Origin of the sequence: Psychroserpens sp. SPM9 (assembly GCF_025153525.1) — a bacterium.
In the GTDB taxonomy this organism is placed as follows: domain Bacteria; phylum Bacteroidota; class Bacteroidia; order Flavobacteriales; family Flavobacteriaceae; genus Psychroserpens.
On the sequence record NZ_JANZNR010000003.1, the window covers coordinates 489,890 to 515,062 of the forward strand.

General features: G+C 35.8%; 26 protein-coding genes. 14 read left to right on the forward strand and 12 right to left on the reverse strand.

What is annotated here, in order from left to right; translation table 11 throughout:
• Positions 1–50 precede the first annotated feature (50 nt).
• A complete protein-coding gene (locus N4270_RS08565; protein WP_260096610.1) occupies positions 51–878 on the forward strand; it encodes a DUF6503 family protein in 828 nt (275 codons plus the stop codon).
• A 54-nt stretch (positions 879–932) separates the two neighbouring features.
• Here the strand turns inward: N4270_RS08565 and N4270_RS08570 are convergent, their stop codons facing one another.
• On the reverse strand, positions 933–1,697 hold the full coding sequence (locus N4270_RS08570) for an arylesterase (protein WP_260096611.1): 765 nt from the start codon (positions 1,695–1,697) through the stop codon (positions 933–935).
• A gap of 26 nt (positions 1,698–1,723) precedes the next feature.
• Here N4270_RS08570 and N4270_RS08575 point away from each other — a divergent pair, with 26 nt between their 5' ends.
• The 4 genes from N4270_RS08575 to N4270_RS08590 all read left to right on the forward strand — a co-directional run bounded on the left by N4270_RS08575 (position 1,724) and on the right by N4270_RS08590 (position 7,517).
• Positions 1,724–2,413, forward strand: a complete 690-nt coding sequence (locus N4270_RS08575) for an ABC transporter ATP-binding protein (RefSeq protein ID WP_260096612.1) — start codon at positions 1,724–1,726, stop codon at positions 2,411–2,413.
• A gap of 47 nt (positions 2,414–2,460) precedes the next feature.
• On the forward strand, positions 2,461–4,959 hold the full coding sequence (locus tag N4270_RS08580) for an ABC transporter permease (protein ID WP_260096702.1): 2,499 nt from the start codon (positions 2,461–2,463) through the stop codon (positions 4,957–4,959).
• Between the two features lie 158 nt (positions 4,960–5,117).
• On the forward strand, positions 5,118–6,176 hold the full coding sequence (locus N4270_RS08585; protein WP_260096613.1) for a serine hydrolase: 1,059 nt from the start codon (positions 5,118–5,120) through the stop codon (positions 6,174–6,176).
• Positions 6,177–6,581: 405 nt separating this feature from the next.
• The gene (locus N4270_RS08590) at positions 6,582–7,517 is read left to right on the forward strand and encodes a lipase family protein (protein ID WP_260096614.1); all 936 of its coding nucleotides are present in this window, start codon (positions 6,582–6,584) and stop codon (positions 7,515–7,517) included.
• Between the two features lie 76 nt (positions 7,518–7,593).
• Here N4270_RS08590 and N4270_RS08595 read toward each other — a convergent pair whose 3' ends face one another.
• The 3 genes from N4270_RS08595 to N4270_RS08605 form a co-directional block, all read right to left on the reverse strand.
• Positions 7,594–8,316, reverse strand: a complete 723-nt coding sequence (locus N4270_RS08595; RefSeq protein WP_260096615.1) for a hypothetical protein — start codon at positions 8,314–8,316, stop codon at positions 7,594–7,596.
• Positions 8,317–8,328: 12 nt separating this feature from the next.
• Positions 8,329–9,057, reverse strand: coding sequence for a DUF6090 family protein (locus N4270_RS08600; protein WP_260096617.1), 729 nt, complete (start codon positions 9,055–9,057; stop codon positions 8,329–8,331).
• 120 nt (positions 9,058–9,177) lie between these two features.
• Positions 9,178–11,652, reverse strand: a complete 2,475-nt coding sequence (locus tag N4270_RS08605; protein WP_260096618.1) for a zinc-dependent metalloprotease — start codon at positions 11,650–11,652, stop codon at positions 9,178–9,180.
• 203 nt (positions 11,653–11,855) lie between these two features.
• Between N4270_RS08605 and raiA the strand changes: the two genes are divergently transcribed.
• The 5 genes from raiA (at position 11,856) to N4270_RS08630 (ending at position 17,066) form a co-directional block, all read left to right on the forward strand.
• Complete coding sequence (gene raiA / locus N4270_RS08610; RefSeq protein ID WP_260096619.1) at positions 11,856–12,158, forward strand: ribosome-associated translation inhibitor RaiA; 303 nt, start codon at positions 11,856–11,858, stop codon at positions 12,156–12,158.
• A gap of 135 nt (positions 12,159–12,293) precedes the next feature.
• Positions 12,294–13,121: an OmpA family protein gene (locus N4270_RS08615; RefSeq protein ID WP_260096620.1), complete on the forward strand. Its 828-nt coding sequence runs from the start codon at positions 12,294–12,296 to the stop codon at positions 13,119–13,121.
• Positions 13,122–13,311: 190 nt separating this feature from the next.
• Positions 13,312–15,489, forward strand: a complete 2,178-nt coding sequence (locus tag N4270_RS08620; RefSeq protein WP_260096621.1) for a T9SS type A sorting domain-containing protein — start codon at positions 13,312–13,314, stop codon at positions 15,487–15,489.
• Between the two features lie 45 nt (positions 15,490–15,534).
• Complete coding sequence (locus N4270_RS08625; RefSeq protein WP_260096622.1) at positions 15,535–15,825, forward strand: DUF3817 domain-containing protein; 291 nt, start codon at positions 15,535–15,537, stop codon at positions 15,823–15,825.
• Positions 15,825–17,066, forward strand: coding sequence for a mechanosensitive ion channel family protein (locus N4270_RS08630; protein WP_260096623.1), 1,242 nt, complete (start codon positions 15,825–15,827; stop codon positions 17,064–17,066). Before N4270_RS08625 ends, N4270_RS08630 begins: the two co-directional genes overlap by 1 nt.
• On the opposite strand, the gene N4270_RS08635 is transcribed toward N4270_RS08630, so the two are convergent.
• Both N4270_RS08635 and N4270_RS08640 read right to left on the reverse strand, forming a co-directional pair.
• Entirely contained in the window at positions 17,063–17,452 is a 390-nt protein-coding gene (locus N4270_RS08635; protein WP_260096624.1) for an acyl-CoA thioesterase, read from the reverse strand. The genes N4270_RS08630 and N4270_RS08635 overlap by 4 nt on opposite strands.
• Before the next feature lie 50 nt (positions 17,453–17,502).
• Positions 17,503–18,387, reverse strand: coding sequence for a DUF72 domain-containing protein (locus N4270_RS08640; RefSeq protein ID WP_260096625.1), 885 nt, complete (start codon positions 18,385–18,387; stop codon positions 17,503–17,505).
• Positions 18,388–18,582: 195 nt separating this feature from the next.
• Here N4270_RS08640 and N4270_RS08645 point away from each other — a divergent pair, with 195 nt between their 5' ends.
• Positions 18,583–18,996 carry a glyoxalase gene (locus N4270_RS08645; protein WP_260096626.1) on the forward strand — a complete coding sequence of 138 codons (414 nt, stop codon included), beginning with the start codon at positions 18,583–18,585 and terminating at the stop codon, positions 18,994–18,996.
• Positions 18,993–19,442, forward strand: coding sequence for a hypothetical protein (locus N4270_RS08650; protein WP_260096627.1), 450 nt, complete (start codon positions 18,993–18,995; stop codon positions 19,440–19,442). The genes N4270_RS08645 and N4270_RS08650 overlap by 4 nt, the downstream gene beginning before the upstream one ends.
• Here N4270_RS08650 and N4270_RS08655 read toward each other — a convergent pair.
• From N4270_RS08655 to corA, 5 genes are all read right to left on the reverse strand, one after another.
• On the reverse strand, positions 19,435–20,115 hold the full coding sequence (locus N4270_RS08655; protein WP_260096628.1) for a DUF2461 domain-containing protein: 681 nt from the start codon (positions 20,113–20,115) through the stop codon (positions 19,435–19,437). The genes N4270_RS08650 and N4270_RS08655 overlap by 8 nt on opposite strands.
• A gap of 78 nt (positions 20,116–20,193) precedes the next feature.
• The gene (locus N4270_RS08660; protein WP_260096629.1) at positions 20,194–20,412 is read right to left on the reverse strand and encodes a hypothetical protein; all 219 of its coding nucleotides are present in this window, start codon (positions 20,410–20,412) and stop codon (positions 20,194–20,196) included.
• 57 nt (positions 20,413–20,469) lie between these two features.
• The gene (locus tag N4270_RS08665; protein WP_260096630.1) at positions 20,470–21,372 is read right to left on the reverse strand and encodes a mechanosensitive ion channel family protein; all 903 of its coding nucleotides are present in this window, start codon (positions 21,370–21,372) and stop codon (positions 20,470–20,472) included.
• A 150-nt stretch (positions 21,373–21,522) separates the two neighbouring features.
• The gene (locus N4270_RS08670) at positions 21,523–22,026 is read right to left on the reverse strand and encodes a Dps family protein (RefSeq protein WP_260096631.1); all 504 of its coding nucleotides are present in this window, start codon (positions 22,024–22,026) and stop codon (positions 21,523–21,525) included.
• Between the two features lie 118 nt (positions 22,027–22,144).
• A complete protein-coding gene (corA, locus tag N4270_RS08675; protein ID WP_260096632.1) occupies positions 22,145–23,215 on the reverse strand; it encodes a magnesium/cobalt transporter CorA in 1,071 nt (356 codons plus the stop codon).
• 121 nt (positions 23,216–23,336) lie between these two features.
• Between corA and N4270_RS08680 the strand changes: the two genes are divergently transcribed.
• Together N4270_RS08680 and N4270_RS08685 are read left to right on the forward strand one after the other, a co-directional pair.
• The gene (locus tag N4270_RS08680) at positions 23,337–23,639 is read left to right on the forward strand and encodes a hypothetical protein (protein WP_367399957.1); all 303 of its coding nucleotides are present in this window, start codon (positions 23,337–23,339) and stop codon (positions 23,637–23,639) included.
• A 132-nt stretch (positions 23,640–23,771) separates the two neighbouring features.
• Positions 23,772–24,194: a hypothetical protein gene (locus N4270_RS08685; protein WP_260096633.1), complete on the forward strand. Its 423-nt coding sequence runs from the start codon at positions 23,772–23,774 to the stop codon at positions 24,192–24,194.
• Positions 24,195–24,309: 115 nt separating this feature from the next.
• On the opposite strand, the gene N4270_RS08690 is transcribed toward N4270_RS08685, so the two are convergent.
• Positions 24,310–25,170, reverse strand: a complete 861-nt coding sequence (locus N4270_RS08690; protein WP_260096634.1) for an N-acetylglucosamine kinase — start codon at positions 25,168–25,170, stop codon at positions 24,310–24,312.
• Between the last annotated feature and the right edge of the window lie 3 nt (positions 25,171–25,173).

The following is a 25,173-nucleotide window of genomic DNA, read 5'->3' on the forward strand; positions in this document are numbered from 1 at the left end:
TTAACCTCGATTTAAATATTAAAATGAGGCCTTTCAAAATAAATAGGACTATGCATAACTCAAAATTAATGCTTGTAATTTTCTTCGGAATGTTATTAACTGCCTGCGGAAATAAAGAAGCAAAAACCAATGTTACTAAAACTGAAGAAATTCAGCAACCAGAATTCCAAAATAAAGGACACGAATTAGTCTATAATATGACTCAGAAAACAGGGAACTATCAAGATTTATTGAATTTAAAAGACATTGTTTTCCATTATACATACCGCACACCAGACCAAAAAGAAGACATATCTATTGAATCATATATTTTTAATGGAGAATTGTCTCATGGTACTTATTTAAAGCACGAACGCACCTTACCTGATTTAAAAGGAAAACTGGAGCAAGGCTACAATGGCACTGACTTTTGGTTAAAAATTGACGGACAAATAGTGAACGACAGCAGTGCTATCGCAAGTGTAGCTTTTACTCGTAAGACCAATTTTTATTGGTTCGCTATGATGCAAAAATTATTGGATCCTGGTATCAATTATGACTATTTGGGTCAAGTAACTACTGATGGTAAACGATATGATGTGGTGAAAGTCACTTTCAATGTGGACGAAGATGTCGCTTCCGATACTTATCAGTTATATATTAATCCGGAAACTCATTTAGTAGATCAGTTTTTATTTACTGTGGTATCCAAAAAGGTGACCGACCCACTTTTGATGCGTGTAGAATATGAAAAAATCAATACTGTTTTAATACCGACTTATCGCAAGTATACCAAATCAGACTGGGAAGCAAATGTACTTAATGATGTTTGGATAGAGGAAATCACTAAAGACGTCAAGTTTAATCAGAACTTAAATAAATCACTCTTTAGTAATTGAATTGCAAACTGAGTTGATGCTGATTATTTTAGACGTCAATAATAACAATTTGCATTACAATATATTTGAAGCCTTCACCAAAGGCTTCAAATACTCCCAAACAGTATTGGCAATAATTTTATGACCTTCAATAGTAGGGTGGATGCCATCATTTTGATTGAGTTCAGCAATGCCGCCAACATCTTTCAAAATAAAAGGAATAAATATCAGCTTATTATTTTCAGCCAGTTCCGCATACATATTCCTAAATTCGGAAGTATAATCCTGACCCATATTTGGTGGCAGTTCCATACCTGCTAATATGATTTTTGTGCTTGGGTCTTTTTTCTTTACCGCATCAATAATGGCTTGTAAATTGTTTCGTGTTTCAGCTAAAGGCACACCACGCAAGCCATCATTAGCCCCTAATTCTAAAAGGAAAATGTCTATGTCCTGATTTAATATCCAGCCAATCCGACTTCTACCTCCTGCAGAAGTTTCACCACTAACACCCGAATTAACAACCGTATAATTCAAGTCCAGTGTATCTATCTTTTGCTGAACTACTGCTGGATATGCATCATCTGTTGAACCTAATCCGTAACCTGCAGTGATACTGTCACCAAAAAAGAGAATCGTTTTGGTTGCTGAAGTATTGGAATTTTCGGTCTTTTCTTCGGTAACCGTATTATCACTAGTCTTTGGATCTTGTTTTTTAGTACTTTCTCCACAGGATGCTATAAAAAAACAAAGCACCATAAAATAACAAAACTTTAAGAGTTTAGGTGATTCAGAATTTAGAAGAATTGAAACCAATTGATTATTTTGAGCCTTATTCATAAATGAAGCAATAAATTAAACGATTTATGTCAAAGATATTAAAGATTAATGGTCTTGAAAAAACATATACAAGCGGTAACAAACAATTAACAGTATTACAAAATATTAGTTTTGATGTGGAAAAAGGGCAGACCTTCTCTATAGTAGGTCCTTCAGGGAGTGGCAAAACCACTTTATTGGGTATTTGTGCTGGATTAGACACACCTAATGCCGGAAGTGTTGAATTGTGCGGTTATGACCTTAGCACCTTAAGTGAAGATGAGCGTGCTCAATTACGGAATAGGGAAGTGGGTTTCATTTTTCAAAACTTTCAGTTATTACCGACGCTTACTGCTTTAGAAAATGTTAGTGTTCCGCTAGAACTCCAAGGCGCAAAACATGCGGCTAAACGTGGTATGGAACTACTAGAACAGGTTGGGTTGGCAGATCGCTTTCATCATTATCCGTCGCAACTTTCAGGTGGCGAACAACAGCGTGTGGCTTTGGCTAGAGCATTTTCCAATGCACCTTCTATTTTATTTGCTGATGAACCTACAGGTAATCTGGATGAGGAAACCGGAGAAAAAGTGATTAAGTTGTTATTTGATTTAAATAAAGCTTCTAATACCACATTGGTCATCGTCTCTCATGATTTAGACTTAGCAAACCGTACCCAACAAATCCTTCGATTAAAAGGTGGAAAAATAATAACGAATCAACCTACGACAGCCCATTGAATTCACAACCACTAACATCAAAAACTAATTTGCCATGGCTCTTTAAGATGGCATGGCGAGATGCTAAAGCCAGTCGCGTGCGCTTGGTATTGTTTATGGCATCTATTGTATTAGGTATTGCCGCTGTGGTGTCTATACAGTTGTTTCGGGATAATCTTCAGGATAACATTCAGCAACAATCTAAGTCCTTAATGGGTGCCGATTATCTTATTGATATTAACGAAACGCCTAATGAACGTGCACAAGCTATTATCGATTCTCTAAAGCCTATGGCTACGGAAGTCAATTTTGTATCGATGATTGCCTTTCCAAAAAATGGAGGTACAAAGCTGGTTCGTGTTAGAGGACTGGAAGGTACATTTCCCATTTATGGGAAAATGAAAACCCAACCAGAACATGCCTCAACATCATACCAAGAAGATCAAGGTGCGTTGGTCGATGCAACGTTGATGCTTCAATATAATATTGTGCCAGGAGATTCTATTAAAGTAGGGCAATTAACCTTACCAATTATTGGTTCACTGAACAGTTTACCTGGTAGTTCTGCAGTGATGTCTTCTGTGGCGCCTCCAGTCGTCATACCGTATGGCTTGGTACCCAACACCGAATTACTACAATTTGGAAGCCGAAAAGAATACCAGTTCTATTATAAAGCTGATGCACAAACAGATTTACAGCAATTAGAGGACGTTTTAGAACCCATGCTGGATGCTGAAAATGCCGATTTAGATACACATACAAGCACGAGCAGACGTTTAGGTCGTCGTTATGAAAATATGGGTAAGTTTTTAAATCTTGTGGCATTTATTGCCTTGCTTTTAGGTTGTGTTGGTATTGCGAGTTCGGTGCATATTTACATTAGGGAAAAACTGAAACATATTGCGGTTTTAAAATGTTTAGGCGCTTCAAGACGACAGAGTTTTTTAATTTATCTCATACAAATTGCTGGAATTGGTATTATAGGCGGTTGTATTGGAGGTCTTATTGGTATTGGTATTCAGGAATCATTTCCGTATATCTTAAAGGAGTTTTTGCCTTTTGAGGTCACTATATCTATTACAGCGCAACCTATTATTATGGGTGTTGTACTTGGATTTTTAATGGCTGTGTTATTTGCATTATTGTCGCTATTAAACACCTGGTATGTATCACCACTTTCAGCTTTACGCATCAGTGATACCAACAATGCGCTGCAACCCAAATTAGCTAGATTTGCTGTTTTTGGTGCGATTATTTTATTCTTGTTTTTGTTCTCTTATTGGTTATTGAGACACATACCTTATGCCATCGCTTTTGTAGTTGGTGTGCTCATCACCTTTGCAATACTCGCTGGAATTGCAAGATTAACCATGCGCATGATAAAAGTATGGTTTCCGAAGTCTTTGGGTTATACAACACGTCAGAGTTTATTAAACCTGTTTAGACCCAATAATCAGACTCTAGTCTTAATCGTCGCAATAGGTTTAGGAACTTTTTTGATTAGTACCTTATATTTCACCAAAGATATTTTATTGTCCAAAACTGAAGTCGGTAATACGGCACAATCGGCAAACATCATTTTATTAGATGTACAACCAGAACAAGGTGTTGCCATTAGCAAAACCATTTCAGATAATAACTTAGAGGTTATCGATCATATTCCATTAGTTACTATGCGCATTCACAGTGTTAAAGGTTTGGTTGCTAATGCTGCAGAGCAAGATAGTACAGTACATATAAGGCGTTGGGTTTATAATCATGAATTCAGAACGACGTATCGTGATAGCTTGATTGCTTCTGAAGAAATTCTAGAAGGGGAGTGGACACCGCAAGTTGCATCTGGTGATGTGATCCCTATTTCCATTTCTGAAAATCTTGCTGAAGATGCTCAGGTTGGAGTCGGTGATTCTATGGTGTTTAATGTGCAAGGCGTACTGATGGAAACTGTTGTAGGCAGTATTCGTATGGTAGATTGGGGACAATTACAGCTTAATTTTTCTGTGGTATTTCCCAAAGGTGTTTTAGAAAACGCACCACAGTTTAACGTTTTAACGACAAACGCACCTGATGAAACCAGTTCGGCAGATTTGCAACGTGATGTGGTGGCAGAGTATCCTAATGTAACGGTTATTGATTTAAGACAAGTCTATACGATTGTTGAGGATATTTTGGGCAAGGTGACTTGGATCATCAACTTTATGGCATTCTTTAGTATTTTAACAGGCATTATTGTTTTAATTGGTTCGGTTAGAACGAGCAAATATCAGCGAATTAAAGAAAGCGTTTTACTAAGAACCTTAGGAGCTAAAAACAAGCAAATTCTCAAAATTTCGGCTTTGGAATACCTATTGCTAGGCCTCATTGGTAGTTTGGTTGGTATTTTACTAGCATTACTAAGTGCCATGTTACTGGCCGTTTTTGTGTTTAACGAACCCTTTGTACCTTCAGCCATTCCATTTTTAGTGTTTTTGCCTGTCATTTCACTTTTGGTCTTAGGTATAGGACTCAGCAATATTCGAGGTGTGTTACAGAGTTCGCCTTTGGAAGTCTTGCGACGAGAGGTATAATTATTTTTCAGAAATGACCTAACTATTTATTCAGAAAACGTATAATAACCAGTTCATCCCTAATATTTTACAGTTCGGTAAGTCATAATTTGTCATTGTTCTAATTTGAAAGATATTTGTACTATCATTTACAATTGAAATTAGTACACCATCGAAACATGAAACACAACAAAAGAAAAACATCGAAAGGCAAACAGATTTTCAGAATTGTATTACTTCTTGGGACATTCATTTCCTTATGGTTTGTTCCGTGGATTTTAGTAAAGGCATGGATATTGCCATTGCCAGACACCGTTCAAGAACAAGTAGACCAAACCTTGAGTTATGGGTTTGATGGTGTGATTGTATATGTCGAAGAAGCCGGAAAACCACCAGCCTTTTACACAGCTGGCTATCATAATAAAGAGGAAAAAATTCCAGCCAAACCAAACGCTTTATTTAAAATCGCCAGTATTAGCAAGTTGTATGTCGCTGTTGCCATTACTAAACTAACCAATGAGAATCGTATTTCTTTAGATAAAACAGCAGCAGATTACTTTCCAGAACTCGTGGGAAGAATTGAAAACGCAGACAAGATTACTTTGCGAATGTTGGTTCAACACCGTAGTGGTATTCCTAATTTTACAGACAATCCTGACTTCTGGAAAAATCAACCCAACACCAATACCGATGTGCTTCAATACGCACTTGACTTGCCTGCCAACTTTGAGCCCAATGAGGATTATGGCTATTCCAATACCAATTATTTGTTGCTTTCAAGAATCATTGAGCAGGTTACTGGAGGTTCGCGTCAAGAGTACTTCAATAAGGAAATTTTGATGCCTCTGGGGTTGAAACATACGTTTGGTTCTCTTGATGACGTAAAAAATCTAGATGCTGTCATGAGTGGATATTATGTAGGTATTGAAAAAGACTTTAAAAACGAGAATAACGGCATGATGATAGCTACAGCAGAAGATGTTGGCATCTTTTTAAGAGCTTTAAACGACGGGACATTACTTAATGAAGACGAAATGAAACTCTATAGCTCGCTTTATGAGTTTAATCATGGCGGATTGGCGCCTGGTTACCAATGTATGGCAGAATATCATAAAGATATTGATGCCGTGGTTATTCAGTTTATGAATACGACCGATTTTGAAGGCTATCAGTGGAATTTATTAGAAATAACCCACAGTCGCGTGGTCAAGATTTTACGTAAAGCAAAAGACAACTAAGAGGTGCTTATTTAAAAATGTACAGAGGATTGTGCAGCATACTTAAATTATATAAGCCATTTATATTGTGTTTATTTTATAATTTTCAAACCTAGCCACAATTGGCTTGTACATAATTCTAAACGATATATAACAGCGTAGCTGTCATAGATCTAGAATTATGTCTAATACCGCTAAAAAGCGCTATGACGCAAACGGTTATAAAATGCCCTATAATTTATATTATGTAAAATAGAATTATTTGGTATTTCAGAGCTCTACTTTCTTTTCACCTGGTTTTAAAAGTTTATAAATGTTTTGCCTTGAGCAAATTACATAGTCTACGTATTTACAAAACCACGTAATTATACGCTTATAATATTAAGCCGTCTCTTCTAAATTTGAATACACCAAAAACCTAAACGTATGTCAACTCTCGATTTAAACTGCAAACTTCTATGCGCTTCTGAAGCGGCCTATTGTATTTTGCCAAAAAGTAAACCCGGAAAATATAATCCTTGTGATTCTCATACTTCCGAAAATATCAAAAATCAGTACAACGCCGTTGGTTTTACCGAAGATCCTTATGTCTGTGTTAACGGCGAAATTGAAGCCGCACTGGTTGGAAAAACCGACTATGGCATCGTCGTAGCTTTTAGAGGCACCTTACCGCCTGCATGGAATGTGCCAGCCATACTCGACTGGATCGAAAATATCTTTTTAGCAACGCCTACAGGTAATATCTATCTGCCAGGGAAAGTCCATAGCGGATTCCTACTAGCGGTACAACTGCTCGAACATCAGGTTATTAACGCGATTCATTGCTTAGATCCGTATCACAAACTTCCACTTTACTTAACAGGTCATAGTAAAGGTGGCGGCATGGTGCCGATTGCGGCTCACTATTTTGAAAATAAATACAATATTCACGCGACTCGTACTATTAGATTCGCTGGTCCTAAACCTGGAAATCAGGATTTTGCCGATGCTTTTGAAGCTAAATTTCGCTATGATGTGAATTTTCAAAACTACTTAGATATTGTACCTCTTTTAGCGCCTTCTGATGACTTTATCAAATTGTTATTGCTAATCCCTGGCTTGTCCAATAGATTAAGAGAGTTACTAATTGCTGCCAGTCATTGGGATTATGTAAATGTTGGTGCCGATGCCTATATCAATTCCGATGGACACCTAGCGGCTCCTCCTTCGATTGAAGATCGTATTGGTGAAATTTTCTTGAAGTTAATGGAATTAGATGGTGCTGCAATTGCAGACGCACATCATATTAGTTGTGGACCAAATGCAACAGGAAGATATCGCTACATGCAAGGTGTTTGCCAAGGTCATGTTTGTAAATTCTAAATTGGTTAGTAGCAATTAATTTGAAAGTAACAGACTTTAGTTTCGGCTAAATCTGTTGCTTTTTTTTGCTGAACAACTAATCTGCTATTAAACCCTCTAGCGTTGATTTTGTTCCTTGTAAGTCCTCTTGAAAATTATCGATGAGATTCCCATAACCACTTATATACAGAAAGCGTAAAGAGGCAATTCGAGCCTTATGGTCTTTATCTTTAAGTAGGTAACTAATACAGTCATTACGGCAAACAAAATCGGTGATAAACTCAGCATACCAGTCTTGGGTTTTCTCAATTTCGGCTAAATTAGTCGTCATTTTATCATAAATGATTTTCTCCAAATCATCAATGTCTTTTAAGTACAGTTTGTACATGCTATTTATCTCTATCAGTTTTTGAGAAGCTTCACTTTCATCCAAACTGGCATTATCAATCAAATTAATCAAATGCTTATCTAAGGATAAGGTATTCACATCAAACAAAATGGTACTTATCAAACTCCCGGCATTGACTTGGGTTTTGTCATATTCAAGATCTAATACCTTGCGATAGGTTTGATTTAAGCCTTCGAGGTTTTCTTTAAATGCGCTCACGGCTGTAATGTCTTTTTCCAGTTGTACCAAAACCTTTTGTTGAAGCTCACGATTGTCATCTCGCAATTGACGTTCCTGGTTCCAGTTGTTAATCCCTAAGGCGAATAAGATGCCGATAATTACTAAAATAATCTCACCTAAAGCATAAACCAGATAATTTTTAAACCGCTTCCCTTCTACCATTTTAAATCGTATTTTATTAAATAATTTCATAAACTTAGTGTTCTACTTTTCAGAATGTAAACGTTTATCAATTTCCTCCAAAATTGCTGTTTGATTCTTTTTTAATTGTGACAGAGTCGGATATAAATTCTGAAATACTAATCCGTAATGTACCGCCAAACGCGCTTTGTAGTGATCACTCAAAAAGTAAGGAAGCACATTGGGATTGGTCATCTTCCCTAACAGTAAATCTGCAATCCACGGCTCATTTTCTTTAAGATAAAGCATGTTATTATCAATATCATCTCCAATACGTTTGTTGATTTCCTGTAATTGGTTATCAAAAAGTCGGTGATTGGCTAATATCTGTGAAACCAAGGTGTCTTGTTCCACTTTGGTATTATCGACATAATTATCTAATAGATTAATCCCTTTTTCCTGAAGACGAAACGGGCTATACGACAACGCTAACTGGAAGCCTTGTGGTTTTCGCATATAATCTACAGCTTCAACGGTATCACTTAAAAAAATATGAAACGCCTCTTTCCTATTATCGATATAATTTAAGGTGGCAGCAACTATGGTCGTATCAATAACTAAATCCTGATGATATACTTCTAAGTAACTGTTTAAGCGGTTTTTTGACGCTTTTATTTCATTGTTGTTATTGATGCTAATGGCTATCAGGATTCCTATAACGACTAAAACAATCTCACCAATACCATACATAAGGTATTTGTAAAGTCCTTTTTTTGATATGAATCCCATACGTTTCTTATTAAAAATGCCCATGTGTTTTGCGCTACACTTTGTAGGTTAAATATAGCTTAATGTTATGACAATAAAAAAACACCTTTTAATAAGTACTAAAAGGTGCTTTATATAACTGAAATAAAAAAAGTTTCAATCGTATTATTTCGGGTCTAAAATCGTTTCAATACGTTTCACAATATCTCTGTAATGGTATTTCGTTTCTGTATTTACAGCTCTGTTGCCTGCGGCAGCGACTTGACGTTTTAAAGTGTTTAATTCACCACGAACTAAGGCTCTTATATCAGACTGTGAAACGTCAAAATATTGGTTGGTTCGTTGCGGATTGATCTCTTCTGTCATCAAATAAGCCATTCGGTCTACATAAGCACGTTGCAAATTACGACGGTATACATCTACGTTTTTGGTAAAGTTAACTTCACTCCAAATGCCTTTTCGTAACTCCTGAAGCATCGTTAACGCACTGTAGTTGGTCGCATCAATAGTATGATGATCTATTAAGCGTCCTAAACGGTCAAAACTCAATAAAGCATTTAAATAGCGGCTTTGTAAACGTCTCAAACGCTCAGTATAACCTGCGTAATCAATATTTTGAAGCAAGGTTTTGTCTACCAGCCAATTTGGCGTTTCAAAAGCATTTTTGTGCAACCATTGCAAGGATGCCTGTTGTTTTGCTTTTGGTACTGTGGTGTAAGCAATACCGCCTTGTCTTGGTGTGGTTAAATATTCTTCAACACCGCCTACATTACCAAGAACATGACCTACATAGCGATTATAACAGCCTAATAATTCGCCATATAACTCTTCTAAATCTTCATAATTATTGGTTTCATCACTGGTCCATTTTGGTAAATTAAGCGCCACATATTTTAAGTTTTTCAGAGCATAATTTGAGGCTTTAATCGCATCATTTCCAATATCTTCAGTCTGTGAGGTTGGGTCAAACCTACTACTCTGCTTTCCGAAGACATATTTAGGATCTCCTGCTTTATCCATAATCCACTTGTCTAAGGTTTTTTGCTCAGCTTCTGCCGATGTGGCGCCTGGAATTTGTCGGTAACCCCATTCTATCGCATAGTGATCATAGGGTCCGATTTGACGAATAAATCGTATGTTTTCATCACCAGGTTGCGCAATATAATTGTAGCGCGCATAGTCCATAATTGTTGAAGCAATCCCAAATTCTTGTGTAAAAGCGCCATTTCTGTAACTTTCAACATCATAAGCTTTACTCGCACTCATATTATGGGGTAAACCAAGCGCATGGCCAACCTCGTGAGCAATAACCATTTTCATCATCTCGCCTATCTCTGCTTCTGAAGTATTTAAGGTTCTTGCGGAGGGATTTGCCGCTCCCGTTTCAAGTAAATAGCGGTTTCTGTACGAACGTAAATGGTTGTGATACCAAATGATATCACTTTCAATAATCTCACCACTTCTGGGATCAGAAACGCTTGGTCCCATGGCATTTCGGGTTTCACTTGCTACATAGCGTACGACTGAATAACGAATGTCTTCCGGACTAAAATCAGGGTCTTCTTCTTTGCTTGGCGGATATTTTGCTATAATCGCATTTTTAAATCCGGCACTTTCAAAAGGACCTTGCCATAATTCAATACCTTCTTTGATATATTTTCGTAAACTTTCTGGAGTCGCAGGATCTAAGTAGTAAACAATAGGTTTAACGGGCTCTACCAATTCGCCTCTGGCATAGGCTGCTGGATCTTTAGGTTCTAATTTCCAGCGACGAATATAAGTCTTTCTATCGGCCTTTAGTTTTTCACTACCGTAGTCAATCTGACTCATGGTAAACCAACCTACACGCTCATCTGCAAAACGTGGTTGCATTGGTTCTTCAGGGAGTAAAATCATCGATTGATTCATTTGCAAACTAATCGTTTCTGCCGAACGTGCCGAAGGTGGCTGAGATGCATTATAGGTCATATCTTGTACAACTTCAATATTCAACGGAAAACTTTTCATTGAGTTTATAAAACTGCGTGAGGCGTCTAGGTTACGGACTTTATAGGTGGTTCGTAACCGACTCTGAAGTCCGCTAATCGCTTTGACATCTGTACTATAAAACTTAGTCACATCAACAACCACAGCAGAAGAATCTTTACTAAAAGCTGCAATATCAAAGGCAAATAATGTTGGTTCGTAATTGTTTGATTTTACTGAAATACTAATCGGTAATTCGTCATCGGCCACCGAATTGTAAGAGCGTTCTTTAATCAAAACCTTGTCATTAAAACGTTCCCAGGCCACGAGGCGCTCTCCAGTTTTAGAACCTGCATTAATGTAACCACCACCTAAATTTGCTGGTAGTTTAGCAATACGGCTCACCAGAAGCATGTCTTTTCCTAAATGGGTGTGAGGAATTTCAAAAAAGTACTTCTCTCCTACTTTATGGACTTTAAACAAGCCATCATCGGTAACGGCGTCTTTAGTAATCACCTTATCATAAGGTTTAATTTTGCCCTGGTTTTTACTTGGAACAGGAGTAGCAGCTTCAGTTTTTTGGTCTTTTTTCTTTTTACGTTTGGATTGTGATTGTAGAGACATTGGCATTACGCAAAAAAGTAATGCCAAAGCAAATAGCCCTAATTTTTTCATGAGTTAGATAGTTTCGTGTGATTTAATGCTTAAAATTAATCAAACGTAGCTCAAAACATGCGCATTTCACAAAATTTTAAGTCTCATAGCATATGAGGTAATATTACTAAGGATACAGTCATTGTGATTTAATCTACAATAGTACTTTGTTAGCATAAAGAATAAATGAATCGTATTTATTCTACTCATTTAAAATACAAATTATGACTATTAATTATGAATATCACGATGTTTCTGCAAGTGCTACTTTAGAAACATTTACAAAAGAAAAATTGGAACCTATCTTTAAACGCTATGACTTTGTTATTAGAGCTGATGTGTTTTTTAAAACTGAAAATACAACCAGCGATGCTACGGGAAAAATTTGTGGTATTAGGTTAAGCGCTCCAGGTCCTCGCCTATTTGCTGAATCGTCCCATGATAATTTTCAGGAGGCTGTTTCAGAAACGGCAAACGAATTATTGCGTCAGCTTCAGAAACGAAAAGAAAAAATGAAAACCTTCTAATTTTAAGGCAATCGCTTAACAGATGATTTTCAGTAATTAACATTGTATCGTTAATAAAATTAAAGAGGATGAAAGTCCGAAACCGATTTTACCTCGTAGATATAAACGTAAACCAAAAACACTAATTAAAAGATTATGAAACGAATTTCAGTACTAATATTATCAGCATTATTTTTAACAGCCTGTGTTTCAAAAAAGAAATACTTAGCCTTAGAACAAGATAATGGTGAATTGAAAAGTGAATTAACTAAAACTAAAGTTGAAAAGGAAGAATTAGAAACCAAATTTGCACGAATTCAAGAGCGTGTAGACAGCTACAATTCTAAAATAAATGAACTCACCGAAGACAATAATGCCAAACTCGTATCTGTTGATGGTGTTGTGATTTCTGAAAATCAGAAAGAAGCCATGCGCGAGTCTCTTAAAAATGTGCCGCCAGCTTATATGGCAACTGCAAAAACGCTAAAAGATTCTATGAATTTAGCGATGCAGTTTAACTTAAAATCTTCTATGGAAAACATTGAAGAAGATGAAGATATCGCTATCAATATTGAAGAAACGGTAGTCATGATTTCTATTTCTGATAAGATGTTATTCAACTCTGGAAGCTATAAAATTAGCGACAAGGCCAATGATATTTTACAAAAGATTGCGAATGTGATCAATTCTGAAGAAAGCTTAGACGTTATGGTTGAAGGTCATACCGATAACAAGTTAATGAAAAGCAATGCTGCAATAAAAGACAACTGGGATTTAAGCGTATTGCGTGCTACCGCCGTTGTTAAAAAATTACAAAATGATTACAATGTTGCTCCAGAACAGTTAATTGCTGCTGGACGTAGTTTTTATCAGCCGCTAACAGACAATGATACTAAAGAGAACAGAGCCAAAAACCGTAGAACACGTATCGTTATTTTACCAAATATCGATAAATTCTTTGCGATGATGGCTGCCGATAAATAGTTAACTTGACCTATATATGGTTAATTAATCCATGAAAGACTATCACAAATGTGGTAGTCTTTTTTTTGATGTATAGCGAATCAGGTCAACAGTAACAAGAATCATTTAATCGATATATCAAAGACTTTGTTTTGACAATCAGAAAAGTTTTCTACTTTTGGTAGGTATAATTTTAACTTGCTGATTTCCAATGAAAAAAATTACACTTCTCTTTTTAACGTTTTTGCTGTCTTTGTCAGCATTTGCACAACCTTCCATAGCACGTCAATGGAACGAAGTACTTTTAGATGCTGTTAGATCAGATTTTGCAAGACCAACAGTACACGCACGAAACTTGTTTCATTCGTCGGTAATTATGTACGATGCTTGGGCACTGTTTGACACCCAAGCCGAAACTGTATTTTTAGGTAAAACCTTCGGCGGTTATGATTGTGAATTTACAGGTATTACTACGCCTACTGATGTTGATGCAGCCCGACACGAAATTATAAGTTATGCCATGTACCGATTGCTAAATCACAGATTTGAGCAGTCACCAGGTGCCACCGAAATTGAGCAAGAGATTACAGATCTTTTTACAAGTTTTGGGTATGATACTAATTTTTCTTCAACCAATTATAGTACTGGTTCTTATGCGGCACTGGGGAATTATCTGGCCAGTCAAATTATCGCTTTTGGTTTACAAGATAACTCCAATGAGCAATTTGGATATGCGAATGCTTTTTACGTACCTGCAAATCCGCCATTAATTTTAGAAAACTACTACGAAACCAATGATATTAACCCTAACCGCTGGCAACCTTTAGCTTTTGATGTATTTGTAGATCAAAGCGGCAACGAATTCCCTGCAAATACGCCTTCGTTTTTGAGTCCAGAATGGGGAGCCGTTACACCATTTTCATTGTCGGTAGAAGATTTACAAATTTTAAATAACGGATTTGATAGTTATGTGTATAACGATCCAGGTCCTCCAGCATACATCCAGAACTCTAATGAAGATGGTATCGATGATCCTTACAAATGGAACTTTGCTTTGGTAGCCTCATGGTCGGCACATTTAGATCCTAATGATCCAACGATGATTGATATTTCTCCTGGAGCCATTGGAAATTACGATTTAGCCAATTACCCAGAAACTTTTGAAGAGTATCAGGCATTTTATGATTTCACCAATGGTGGTGATGCCAGTACAGGTCATCTCTTGAATCCGGAAACCAATTTACCTTATGTACCTAATGTAGTCAAGCGTTCAGATTATGCGCGTGTGTTAGCTGAATTTTGGGCAGATGGTCCAGACTCCGAAACGCCACCAGGCCATTGGTTTACTTTATTAAACTATGTGAGCGACCATCCATCTATTGAAAAGCGAATTGCAGGTCAAGGTCCTATTGTAAGTGATTTAGAATGGGACGTAAAAGCTTATTTAGCACTTGGAGGTGCCATGCACGATTCGGCAATAAACACTTGGGGAATTAAAGGGTATTATGATTATTTACGACCAATATCTGCCATTCGTTATATGGCTGGAAAAGGCCAAAGTACCAATGCGTCATTACCAAGTTATGATCCGCATGGCTTGCCCTTAATTGACGGATTTATAGAATTGATTGGTGATACCGATCCGCTTCGAGGTGATAGTGGTGAGAATGTAGATCGGATTAAGATTAAGGCATGGAAAGGTCCCGATTTTATTTCAGACCCAACAACCGATACTGCAGGTGTAGATTGGATTATTGGTACACATTGGTGGCCCTATCAACGCGGTACCTTTGTAACACCTCCATTTGCAGGTTATTTATCGGGTCACTCAACCTTTTCTCGAGCAGCTGCGGAAGTATTAACACGTCTTACAGGAGATCCGTTTTTTCCAGGAGGCATGGGGACTTTTGATATCGAACAGAATAACTTTTTAGTCTTTGAAGTGGGACCTACAGAAAATATGACCTTACAATGGGCTACGTATCGCGATGCTTCAGACCAAACAAGTTTATCTCGAATTTGGGGAGGAATCCATCCACCCGTTGACGATATCAAAGGTCGTATTATAGGAAACAAAATTGGAAATGAAGCTTTTGATTTAGCATTAGATTATTTTGAAGGCACTTTAGATGTAACAACTGTTGAACAGCAAAACAGCATTACAATCTATCCGGTACCTTTTGAAAATGAATTGCACATTAAAAATCAGCTTCAGCAAGAACTCCGCTTAGAAATTTATAGTATAGATGGGAAACTTGTACACCAATCGAATCGTATTAACACTCATGAAACAGTAGCGCTTTCGGCATTAGAAACAGGCCTGTATGTGGTTAAAATTATGACGAAAGACAGCAACACAATACACGTTAAAAATGTGGTAAAATACTAGATAATCTACTTTGCTTAAAGTACTTTTGCAGCAAATTAGTTGATTATGTTTTCACTGTTAAATTGCTTTAGGATTATAGCGCTTTTAGAAGGTGTATCTTATATATTATTGTTATTTATTGCTTCGCCCTACAAACTCCTTACAGAGGATGATACTTATGTAAAATTATTAGGAATGCCACATGGTATTTTATTTCTTATTTACATTGTTCTGGCAATCATAGTAGGTCAAGAACTTAAATGGAATGCCAAAACGCAAGCCTTTGTGATTCTGGCTTCTATCATTCCGTTTGGAACCTTTTATGTTGAAAAAAAATATTTAAAGCCGAATAAATAATGGAAAAAATTCAATGTTTTTTCTACGATTACTTCGTTTCTATTGGCGTTTCAGAGCTTTCCGCTAAGTACTTCAATATGATTTGCTTGTTGCTGATATTGATTATAATCATCTTTATAGCCGATCGCATTACAAGACGATTAATCATCAATTTTTCGAGCCGTTTTTCTGAACAAACCAAAACTAACTTTGATGACTTGCTGGTCAATCATCGGGCACCAAGACGTATTGCTCATTTGGTGCCATTGGTATTAACCATCAAGTTATTTCCGATTGTATTTTTTGACTTTCCGCATTTTGAAACCTACATCTTGATGTTGGTTAAAGTGTATGCCATTTTTTTGACTATATGGATTATTCGTAGTGTTTTAAAGACTTTTGAATCGTACTTTAAAACGCTACCAAGATTAAGAGATAAACCTATTGATAGTTATATTCAAGTAGTGATGCTGTTTATCTGGATTATTGGTATCGCTTCCATTTTGGCGATTTTAATTAATCTTTCGTTCTTAAAATTCTTTACCACTTTAGGAGCTGCTTCAGCCATTTTATTACTGATTTTTAAGGATACTATTTTAGGCTTTGTAGCGAGTATTCAAGTCGCTATTAATGATAGTGTGCGTATAGGTGATTGGATTACTATGGAAAAGTATGGTGCCGATGGAGAAGTGATTGAAATAAACCTGTCTACGGTTCAGGTTCAGAATTTCGACATGACCATTACCAACATTCCGACCTTTGCCTTAATTTCAGATTCGTATAAAAACTGGAGAGGTATGCAATCTTCTGGTGGCCGACGTATCAAACGTTCTATTATTCTGAAAGCTTCCAGTATTAAATACCTTACTGAAGATCGTATCGAAACGTTCAAGAAAATTCAGCTGATTACAAATTATATAGAAACCCGTCAAAAGGATATTAATTCGTTTAATCAAAACCAGAATATTGACAAGGACATCTTGATTAATGGTCGTAATATGACCAATTTAGGCGTGTTTAGAAAGTACTTACAAACCTATATTGAAAACCATTCGGCTATCAATAAAGAGATGTTTATTATGGTACGCCAGCTGGAACCTACACCTCAGGGCTTGCCTTTAGAAATTTACTGTTTTAGTAGTGATAAACGCTGGGAAAATTACGAATATATTATGTCTGATATATTTGATCATGCCCTCGCTGCAGTCCCTTATTTTGATCTCGAGATTTTCGAATTAACACCAGGTTTTAAGCCGTCTTAGTCACTTAGTCGATCTTTTACAAATTCGACTTCTGTTTTTCCGTGAGGTGCAGGAAGGCCATCGGCTCCTAAGTTGACCATAATAATATTATCGACCGTTAATATTGTCTCTCTGGTCATTTTATTTCGAGCCTCACATTTTAAGGTCAATGAGGATTTTCCAAATTTGACAACTTCAATTCCGATTTCAACAATGTCTCCTTGCTTGGCAGAAGCCATAAAATTGATTTCTGAAATGTATTTGGTTACAATTTTAGAATTCTCTAATTGAATAATAGTATACAATGCTGCTTCTTCATCGATCCATGCTAAAAGCTGGCCTCCAAATAAGGTTTGATTCGGATTTAAATCTTCGGGTTTAACCCATTTACGTGTATGAAATCTCATTAATTTTATTGTTTTTACTTATATTATAATATTGTCCTCTGTACTGAAAACTAAAACAAGGTGTTAGAATCCTCATTAGGAATGGTTAATTGACAACCCAATTCGGTGTTTAGTTTTTTAATAAAATAGGCCGATAACAACGGGGATTCTTTCTCAATATTCTGATGAATAAAGAAATCTATTTCCTTGATGCCTTGCTCCTGCCACTCTTTTAACCGCACAACCCATTCGTCAAGTCTGGAATAATCACTCTCATGATTCGCGCCAACATACCTAACAAATGCTGTTGGATTAGTGAGTCGCATATGCATTAAATCACGTCGTCCGGCAGTATCAACAATCACATTCGCTATATTATGCTGCTCAAACAGATTGTATAATTGGTTGGCGACTGCTTCATCATTATACCAATTGGTGTGTCTGAATTCTACAGCCAGCGGAATAGCTTTTGGCCAATGTTCGATAAAGTGCACGACTCTATCAAAATCTTTAGGCGCAAAGTTAGAATGTAGTTGCAGAAAAACAGTCCCGAGTTTTTCCTTCAGATGAACGGCATTACTTAAATAGTGATCAACCACCGCCTGAACCTCTTTGAGACGTTTCCAATGACTTATTTCTTGACTCAGCTTCGGAAAAAACTTAAATCCTTTGGGTGTTTTATCGTACCATTTTGAAAATTGTTCGGCAGGGAAAATTCGATAAAAAGTAGCATTCAGCTCGATAGCATTAAATTGGTTAGAATAATACGCCAATTCATCTTTGGTGCCTCTTGGATAAAACCCTTTTAAGTCGGCTTTATTCCACTTGGCACAACCTACATAAATCTCAGGAGTATTGTCGTCTTTAACTTGATTAAGTGTTCTGGCCGTATCTATGTGATCTTGAGGCAAACTTAGATCTAAATCTTGCGGATTATCAACGCTTCCAAATTTCATTTACTTGTTTTTACCAAAGGTAGTTTTTTCATTTCCGAAATAAAACGATATGGTATTAGAAAAATCTATAGACTTATCACTATTCTCAAATTTGTTAATAAGACCGTTGACAACATAAAAAAGAGGTCACTAAACACGAAGACATTATTTCTATTTTAGTAAGAGTTATTAACTATTATAACACAAACTAAAGCCATGAATGATCGATCTACCAATCTCAAATCCATACGTCCGACGATAGCTTCAGCTCTAGTCAATGAACAGATGAGTGTTGACGAATGTTTTCAAAATGCGACCTTACGACCAATTATAAAAATGCAAAATCACTTGTTGATTGTTGTGTTTAGAAACTATATTTCAAAACATAAAAATGTGTTTTACGACTTATCGGTACCGAAACAACTCGCCTATATCGAAAATGCGATTCATAAGGATATGAAGTTTAGAAATTCAGTAAAAGGAATGATTATAGGGCAGTTTACGGTTGAAGAATACGAGTTGTATATTCAAAACTCTTCGGCTTTAAACAAACGTATGATGACCATTGTTAAAGAACGTCTGGTGAGTAATGTTCAATTGTTTTCTCAACCACTTGCCAAAGCCATATGAGTGCTTTAAAATCTCAGCTTTTAGAGGTTTGTTTTAGTTATGTAAACAAACGCATTGCTAATTATAAAGATGAAATTGAAACCATTAAAGATGCTATTGATAATAATGACAAAAGCGATGATGATGGCGATGATTCGGGCAACGGAAAGCTTTTTAATGACTTAGAAAAAAATGCACAATACCTGAGTGACGCTCATAGAATGTTAGATACGCTTAAAGGAATCAATCCCAATACAACACATACACATGTCGTTTTAGGAAGTCTTGTGAAAACAAATGTGTCTAATTTTTATCTGGCGGTAAGCATCGGGAAAGTGGATATAGCAAACAACAGTTACTTTGTTATTTCAAAGTCCTCTCCTATTGGTGAATTGCTGTACAATAAAACGAGTGGAGATTCTATAACGTTTAACCAGTCGACCTATAAGATTCTCGACATTAAATAATGGATTCCCCATTTAAATTGGTCGTCAGCACATCGCTCATATAATCAAAAAAGGGTCTGATGGCTTTAAAAGACGCATTAACATCATCAATGAAGCTGTCGCTGGCCACTTGAGCATCTGTGTATTTTTTTACAAAGATATATTGCTTTTTACGAATCAAATCGATTGCAGGATGTGCTTTGTCAAAATCTCTTGGAGCCGTTTTAAGTTCGTCACCTACAAAATCACCCCAGATTGATTTAAATTTTTTATTACTAATAATCGAACGAATGGTCTCATCATCTTGTTCGAACTCACGACGAATTCGCAATAAATCATCTTTGTTGGGTTCCCAGAAACCAGTGGCGATAAACGATTCATTATTAGGTTGAATATGCACATAGTAACCACCTCTTAATTCGGGTTTTTTTCTGTGGAAAGAGCCACCAAAATGAGTCTTATATGGCAATTTGTTTTTAGAGAACCGTACATCTCTGTAAATTCTGAAGAGTTTAAATGTATCAATAACATCATGCTTGTTCAAGGCGTCATTAATACTTTTATAAGCCGCTTTTGCTTGCGCTTCGTTAGTTTTAAATTCTTTTTTATGGTCGTTAAACCAATCTCTATCGTTGTTTTTTTCTAGTTTTTTAAAGAAGTCGAGGATGTCCTTCGAGAATTTAGGCGTTGTCATAGGCTGTTGTTTTCAGAATAAAAGTACAAAAAAGCCTCGATAAAAATCGAGACTTTGGTGTTTCTAAGGTATTCCTTATTAATGATTGTCATCACCAGCTTCTTCAGCAGCTTCTTCAATTTCGTCTTCAAGATCTTCAGCCGCATCTTTAACATCGTCTGAAGCATCTTCTATGTCGTCTTTGACGTTATCAATGGCTTCTTCAACTTTTTCGTCTGGTGTTTTTTCCTCTCTACAACTCGTCGTGAATAAACTTAGTGTAAATAAGGCGATAAATAAATATGTGCACTTTTTCATTGTATTAGATTTTAAGAGTTACTATTTGTTGTTTAAATGTGTTTTTTTTGTTTGTGTTTAATTATCAGAAAAACTTTTTTCCAGCTCCGGTGAATCAACATTCAGTTTATTTCCAAACTGTAACGTTCGTATTGGAAACGGAATATTAATAGCTTCCTTATCGTAAGCCTTTTTGATTTCAATAATGGCTTTGGTTTTAGCCCTTAATTTTTCAAGCATGTTTTCGGCATCAATCCAAAATCTGCATAAATAGTTAATTGAGCTGTCACCAAATTCGGTGTAATAAAATTCTACATCATCTGCACTCTTTACTTGTTCGAATGCATTGGCGATGGTTGTTTTGGTTAATGTTTCAACCTGTTCCAGATCTGATTCATAACCGACGCCACACTCTATAAAAACTCTCATTTTAGTTGTTAATGAGTAATTTTTTAGTGGATTTTCTAAAATCATTTTATTGGGAATCACCACGAGATTATTATCGGCTTCTTTAAGCGTGAAATCTTTTAAGTTGATATCCATAATCTCACCAGAATAACCATTGGTTTCGACCCAATTGCCAATTTGTATTTTTTTTCGGAAAGAAATCACAATACCAGCAATGGTATTTGACAGCGTTCCTTGTAGTGCTAAACCAATCACTAAACCAGCAACACCTGCTCCAGTTATTAATGAGGTTAAGGTTTTACTCAGGTCTAATATTCCTAGAGCCAAAAAGAGTCCGACCAAAACGACCATTACAGCACTAATTCTTGAGATAATGCTGCTAATAGATTCTTGCTGTACTTTTTTAGACACTAATTTATAGGTGATTTTATTCACATACTTAGCTATAAAATAGGCACTTATAAGCACAATGATTGCTAAAGCTAAATTTGGTAAGTTTTGAATAATGGCATCCAGCCAACCTAACAGTTTTGTTGTTAAATTATCAAATGCCTTATTTATTTGTTCATTCATTTTTTGTCTTGTTTAGGTAGTGATTTTTGTGTGTAGATGTTTTGATTTGACTATCAAACCAATACTGTAAATATCACAATATTGGTCTGATAGGCTTAGCTCATATCATGAAGATATTAGTGCTAATGCTGTTTGAAAGTTTGGATTAGATTAAGATTCCAGAATATTTTGCTTCAATTTTTCTGAAGATTTCTTAGTCCATGCATCTAGCATCCAACTTGCTTTTTCGAGTTCTCTAATATAGGCGCCAATAAGATCTATGGTTCCTTCGTCACCAGCATTGTCGGCGTTTTTAACGACAGTACTCATTTGTGCTAACAAGAGTTTATGGTCTTTAATGACTTCAACAACCATCTCTTTATCAGATTGCAACGGTGAGATTTCTTTGATTTCAGAAATTTCCAGATAATCAGACAATTTGCTCATAGGATGGTATCTTAGCGTTAATATACGCTCGGCAATTTCGTCAATTTTCGTTCGTGCATCGGTGTACAAATTTTCAAAAGTTTGGTGAAGGTCGAAAAAATTCTCGCCTAAGACATTCCAGTGAAAATTTCTAAGTTTCTGATAGTAGATATGGTAATTGGCAAGTAATGTATTTAATTCTACGACTACTGGGATTAACTTTTCATCATTCATGTTCAAATAACTCATTTCGTTTGTTTTTTAGTGTTAATAATTAATTACACTATATAAACTATAGGATATTTGAAATTTGTCAAGGGATTTAACAGCCTTTAACGATTTTAGGAATGAGTTAACATAAATTACGTTAAAGCCATCGCTTTCTTCTAAAATAAATTAACATAAGAATGAATAGTACAAACATCACTCCTAGCAACACAAAATAACCATTTTCAGTATTGAGTTCGGGCATGTTTTTAAAATTCATACCATAGATGCCAGCAATGAATGTTAGCGGAATAAAAATAGTAGCTATAATGGTAAGCACTTTCATGATCTCATTCATTTTATTGCTTATAATAGTCATGTACATATCCATTAAACTCCAAATCATTTCACGATATAAATCAACAGATTCACTCACCTGGATGATATGGTCATACAAGTCACGCAGATAACTATGGGTTTTTTCTTCGATAAAGGCACAATCTGTTTTTTCCATACGGTTGATGACTTCTCTTAGCGGATAAATAGACCGACGCATTTTGAGAATCTCTTGTTTTAATTGCTGAATTTGTCCAGGTGTACGATCGTCGGCTTGATTAGATTGAAAAAGTAAACCTTCTAAATCTTCAACTTTGTCACCCAAAACTTCAATAACCGTAAAATAATTATCGACTACAGCATCTAAGATGGAATACATGAGATAGTCTGAGCTTTGAGCGCGAATACGTCCTTTAGCTAAATTTAAACGTTCTCTCAAATCGTCAAACACATCACCATCGGCTTCTTGAAATGTTAATACATAATCATCTCCAAAAATCAAGCTTAAATGTTCGTAGTGAATTTCATCATCATTTTTGATGAAGAGCATTTTAAAAACAACAAACATATAATGCTCAAACTCTTCCAGCTTAGGTCGCTGACTCGTATTTACAATATCTTCTAGGGTTAAAGGGTGTAGTTTGTAATGTGTTCCTAAGGTTTCAATATCTCCTACATTGTTGAGACCGTTTATGTTAATCCAAGTTACCTGATCGTTTCCTTTAAAATTGAAAGCATCCTGAACCGAGTTACTATTGATCGTTTTACAATCATCTTTTGAGTAATTTATAATCTCAATGGCAGTAATTGCTGATTGTTTTTTTCCTTTATAAGCAATGGTTCCTGGAGGAAGATTGGATGCTTTGTAAGATTTTTTTTTCTTTTTTACTCTCATAATTAATCATACAGTATGATACAGCTAAAAGTATAAAAACTTTTTGGTATAGCAGATGTCTATACTGAAATTAGAATAAGCAATATAAATTACTGGTTTTAAGCGAATAATTGGTATAATTTTGAATAATTATAAATTAGCCTTGCATATTGAGTTATTTTTTACTAATATGCAAGACTATTACTACAAATACAGATACATGGGAAGACCTCCAACAAGACCAATAAAATTCAGAGACGGATTTTATATCGAAATAAGAAACAAAGGTAAAAATACCGGAATTAAATTACACAGAGACACTAAAGAACAAATGTTACGTACCATAAAAGAATATGAGCAAACGAAAGATGTTCTTATTCTTGGTGAATCTAAAAACGGAAAATGGGTTAATAAAACACCTGTGATGCACGTGGTCGAAGATTAATAAATTAACACCTTTCTAGTGTTGAAAACTCAACTTCATTTTATGTTATTCGTAAAATTGAGTTGAGTTTTTTTAATTTATATCATTAATTTTTATAAATTGTTGCGTTTAACTAACTAAATACTACTAAACATGACAAATTATTCAAACACCAAACCGCCTGTGTGGTTTTGGATTGTAGCCGTTGTTGCCTTAATTTGGAATGGTATGGGAGTTATGGCTTATTTAGCCAGAGCTTTTGCTACCGACGAAATGATTGCAGCGATGACAGAAGAACAACAAGCAGAGTTTTTGTACGAGCATCCCGCTTGGTACACTGCCTTATTTGCACTAGCTGTTTTTTGTGGCGCACTAGCCTGTATTGCACTTTTGATTAGAAAGAAATGGGCTTATTTACTGTTTATCATTTCTTTTTTATGTGCAACCGTTCAGCAAGTGTATCTTATGATGGAAATTGAAGGTATAAGTAAAATTATGCCGATAATGATTATCGTCATTTGTGCCGTTTTAGTATGGTTCTCAAAAATGTCCATATCAAAAGGATGGATAAGATAAAGGTTTAACCAACCATTTATTCAAAAAAAAGGCATTAGAATTTCTAATGCCTTTTTTATATAAATAGTATAACAACTTAAAATGAGTTGTATTTAGATAGTTAATCGCTTTATATCTACAGCTGATTGGTATGGTAAGTCACTAAACCTTCAATTGGTCTTCTTTCAAAATTACCAACTTTAAATCCTAGTTCTTCTGCTACTTCACGGATTTCAGTTTCAGCAAAAAATGCTATCGAACCTGCAAAATGAACAGGAACTGTTTTTAATTCTTCACGATATTGAAAGATCATATGGTTAGCAAATTCACGAATCCCCTTGCAAATCAGCTTTTTGATATAGGAAGAATCTTTGTTTAAAAACATAAATTCGGCAAAACTGGCCAAATAGGCATTGGGATTGGGTTGTTTGTATAAATTATACTTGATATAATCGGCATCCAGGTTGTATTTGTGTTCAAAAGCAACTTTTATATCCTCAGGCATCTTATTATAGTAGTAATCTTTGATTAATTCTTTCCCGTAATAATTACCAGAGGCATCATCCATAAGCGTATACCCTAAAGATAAAACACGTTGATGTAAGCGTTGCCCATCATAATAGCTACAATTAGAACCCGTTCCCATAATACAAACTACTGCCGCTTCATTTTCGTGACTCAGTGTTGCTCTTACAGCAGCCATAGTATCTTCATGAACTTCTATTTCAGCATTAATAAAAATGGATTTAAGAACTTCGGTAAGCATCAGTTTTGGATTTTCAGTACCGCAACCTGCTCCATAAAAAAACACATGAGTGACCTCGTGGTTAAATGCCATGAGTTCATCACTTTTTCTGATGATTTTTTTTAATTTTTTATCCTTAAGAATAGCTGGATTAAGCCCTTTGGTTCTAATTTTTTCGTGTAATTGTTTGCCGTTATTATCAACAACTATCCAATCGCACTTTGTTGAGCCACCATCAGTGATTAAAATCATGAG

Excerpts from the sequence above, each read along its gene's own strand:
- N4270_RS08605 (WP_260096618.1), bottom strand. The coding sequence starts at position 11,652 with ATGAAAAAATTAGGGCTATTTGCTTTGGCATTACTTTTTTGCGTAATG.
- N4270_RS08580 (WP_260096702.1), top strand. The coding sequence starts at position 2,461 with ATGGCATGGCGAGATGCTAAAGCCAGTCGCGTGCGCTTGGTATTGTTT.
- N4270_RS08655 (WP_260096628.1), bottom strand. The coding sequence starts at position 20,115 with ATGACAACGCCTAAATTCTCGAAGGACATCCTCGACTTCTTTAAAAAA.
- N4270_RS08575 (WP_260096612.1), top strand. The coding sequence starts at position 1,724 with ATGTCAAAGATATTAAAGATTAATGGTCTTGAAAAAACATATACAAGC.
- N4270_RS08685 (WP_260096633.1), top strand. The coding sequence starts at position 23,772 with ATGACAAATTATTCAAACACCAAACCGCCTGTGTGGTTTTGGATTGTA.
- N4270_RS08650 (WP_260096627.1), top strand. The coding sequence starts at position 18,993 with ATGAGTGCTTTAAAATCTCAGCTTTTAGAGGTTTGTTTTAGTTATGTA.
- N4270_RS08620 (WP_260096621.1), top strand. The coding sequence starts at position 13,312 with ATGAAAAAAATTACACTTCTCTTTTTAACGTTTTTGCTGTCTTTGTCA.
- raiA (WP_260096619.1), top strand. The coding sequence starts at position 11,856 with ATGACTATTAATTATGAATATCACGATGTTTCTGCAAGTGCTACTTTA.
- N4270_RS08670 (WP_260096631.1), bottom strand. The coding sequence starts at position 22,026 with ATGAGTTATTTGAACATGAATGATGAAAAGTTAATCCCAGTAGTCGTA.
- N4270_RS08640 (WP_260096625.1), bottom strand. The coding sequence starts at position 18,387 with ATGAAATTTGGAAGCGTTGATAATCCGCAAGATTTAGATCTAAGTTTG.
- N4270_RS08600 (WP_260096617.1), bottom strand. The coding sequence starts at position 9,057 with ATGGGCATTTTTAATAAGAAACGTATGGGATTCATATCAAAAAAAGGA.
- N4270_RS08625 (WP_260096622.1), top strand. The coding sequence starts at position 15,535 with ATGTTTTCACTGTTAAATTGCTTTAGGATTATAGCGCTTTTAGAAGGT.
- N4270_RS08565 (WP_260096610.1), top strand. The coding sequence starts at position 51 with ATGCATAACTCAAAATTAATGCTTGTAATTTTCTTCGGAATGTTATTA.
- N4270_RS08590 (WP_260096614.1), top strand. The coding sequence starts at position 6,582 with ATGTCAACTCTCGATTTAAACTGCAAACTTCTATGCGCTTCTGAAGCG.
- N4270_RS08635 (WP_260096624.1), bottom strand. The coding sequence starts at position 17,452 with ATGAGATTTCATACACGTAAATGGGTTAAACCCGAAGATTTAAATCCG.
- N4270_RS08615 (WP_260096620.1), top strand. The coding sequence starts at position 12,294 with ATGAAACGAATTTCAGTACTAATATTATCAGCATTATTTTTAACAGCC.
- N4270_RS08630 (WP_260096623.1), top strand. The coding sequence starts at position 15,825 with ATGGAAAAAATTCAATGTTTTTTCTACGATTACTTCGTTTCTATTGGC.
- N4270_RS08585 (WP_260096613.1), top strand. The coding sequence starts at position 5,118 with ATGAAACACAACAAAAGAAAAACATCGAAAGGCAAACAGATTTTCAGA.
- corA (WP_260096632.1), bottom strand. The coding sequence starts at position 23,215 with ATGAGAGTAAAAAAGAAAAAAAAATCTTACAAAGCATCCAATCTTCCT.
- N4270_RS08570 (WP_260096611.1), bottom strand. The coding sequence starts at position 1,697 with ATGAATAAGGCTCAAAATAATCAATTGGTTTCAATTCTTCTAAATTCT.
- N4270_RS08665 (WP_260096630.1), bottom strand. The coding sequence starts at position 21,372 with ATGAATGAACAAATAAATAAGGCATTTGATAATTTAACAACAAAACTG.
- N4270_RS08660 (WP_260096629.1), bottom strand. The coding sequence starts at position 20,412 with ATGAAAAAGTGCACATATTTATTTATCGCCTTATTTACACTAAGTTTA.
- N4270_RS08645 (WP_260096626.1), top strand. The coding sequence starts at position 18,583 with ATGAATGATCGATCTACCAATCTCAAATCCATACGTCCGACGATAGCT.
- N4270_RS08690 (WP_260096634.1), bottom strand. The coding sequence starts at position 25,170 with ATGATTTTAATCACTGATGGTGGCTCAACAAAGTGCGATTGGATAGTT.
- N4270_RS08595 (WP_260096615.1), bottom strand. The coding sequence starts at position 8,316 with ATGAAATTATTTAATAAAATACGATTTAAAATGGTAGAAGGGAAGCGG.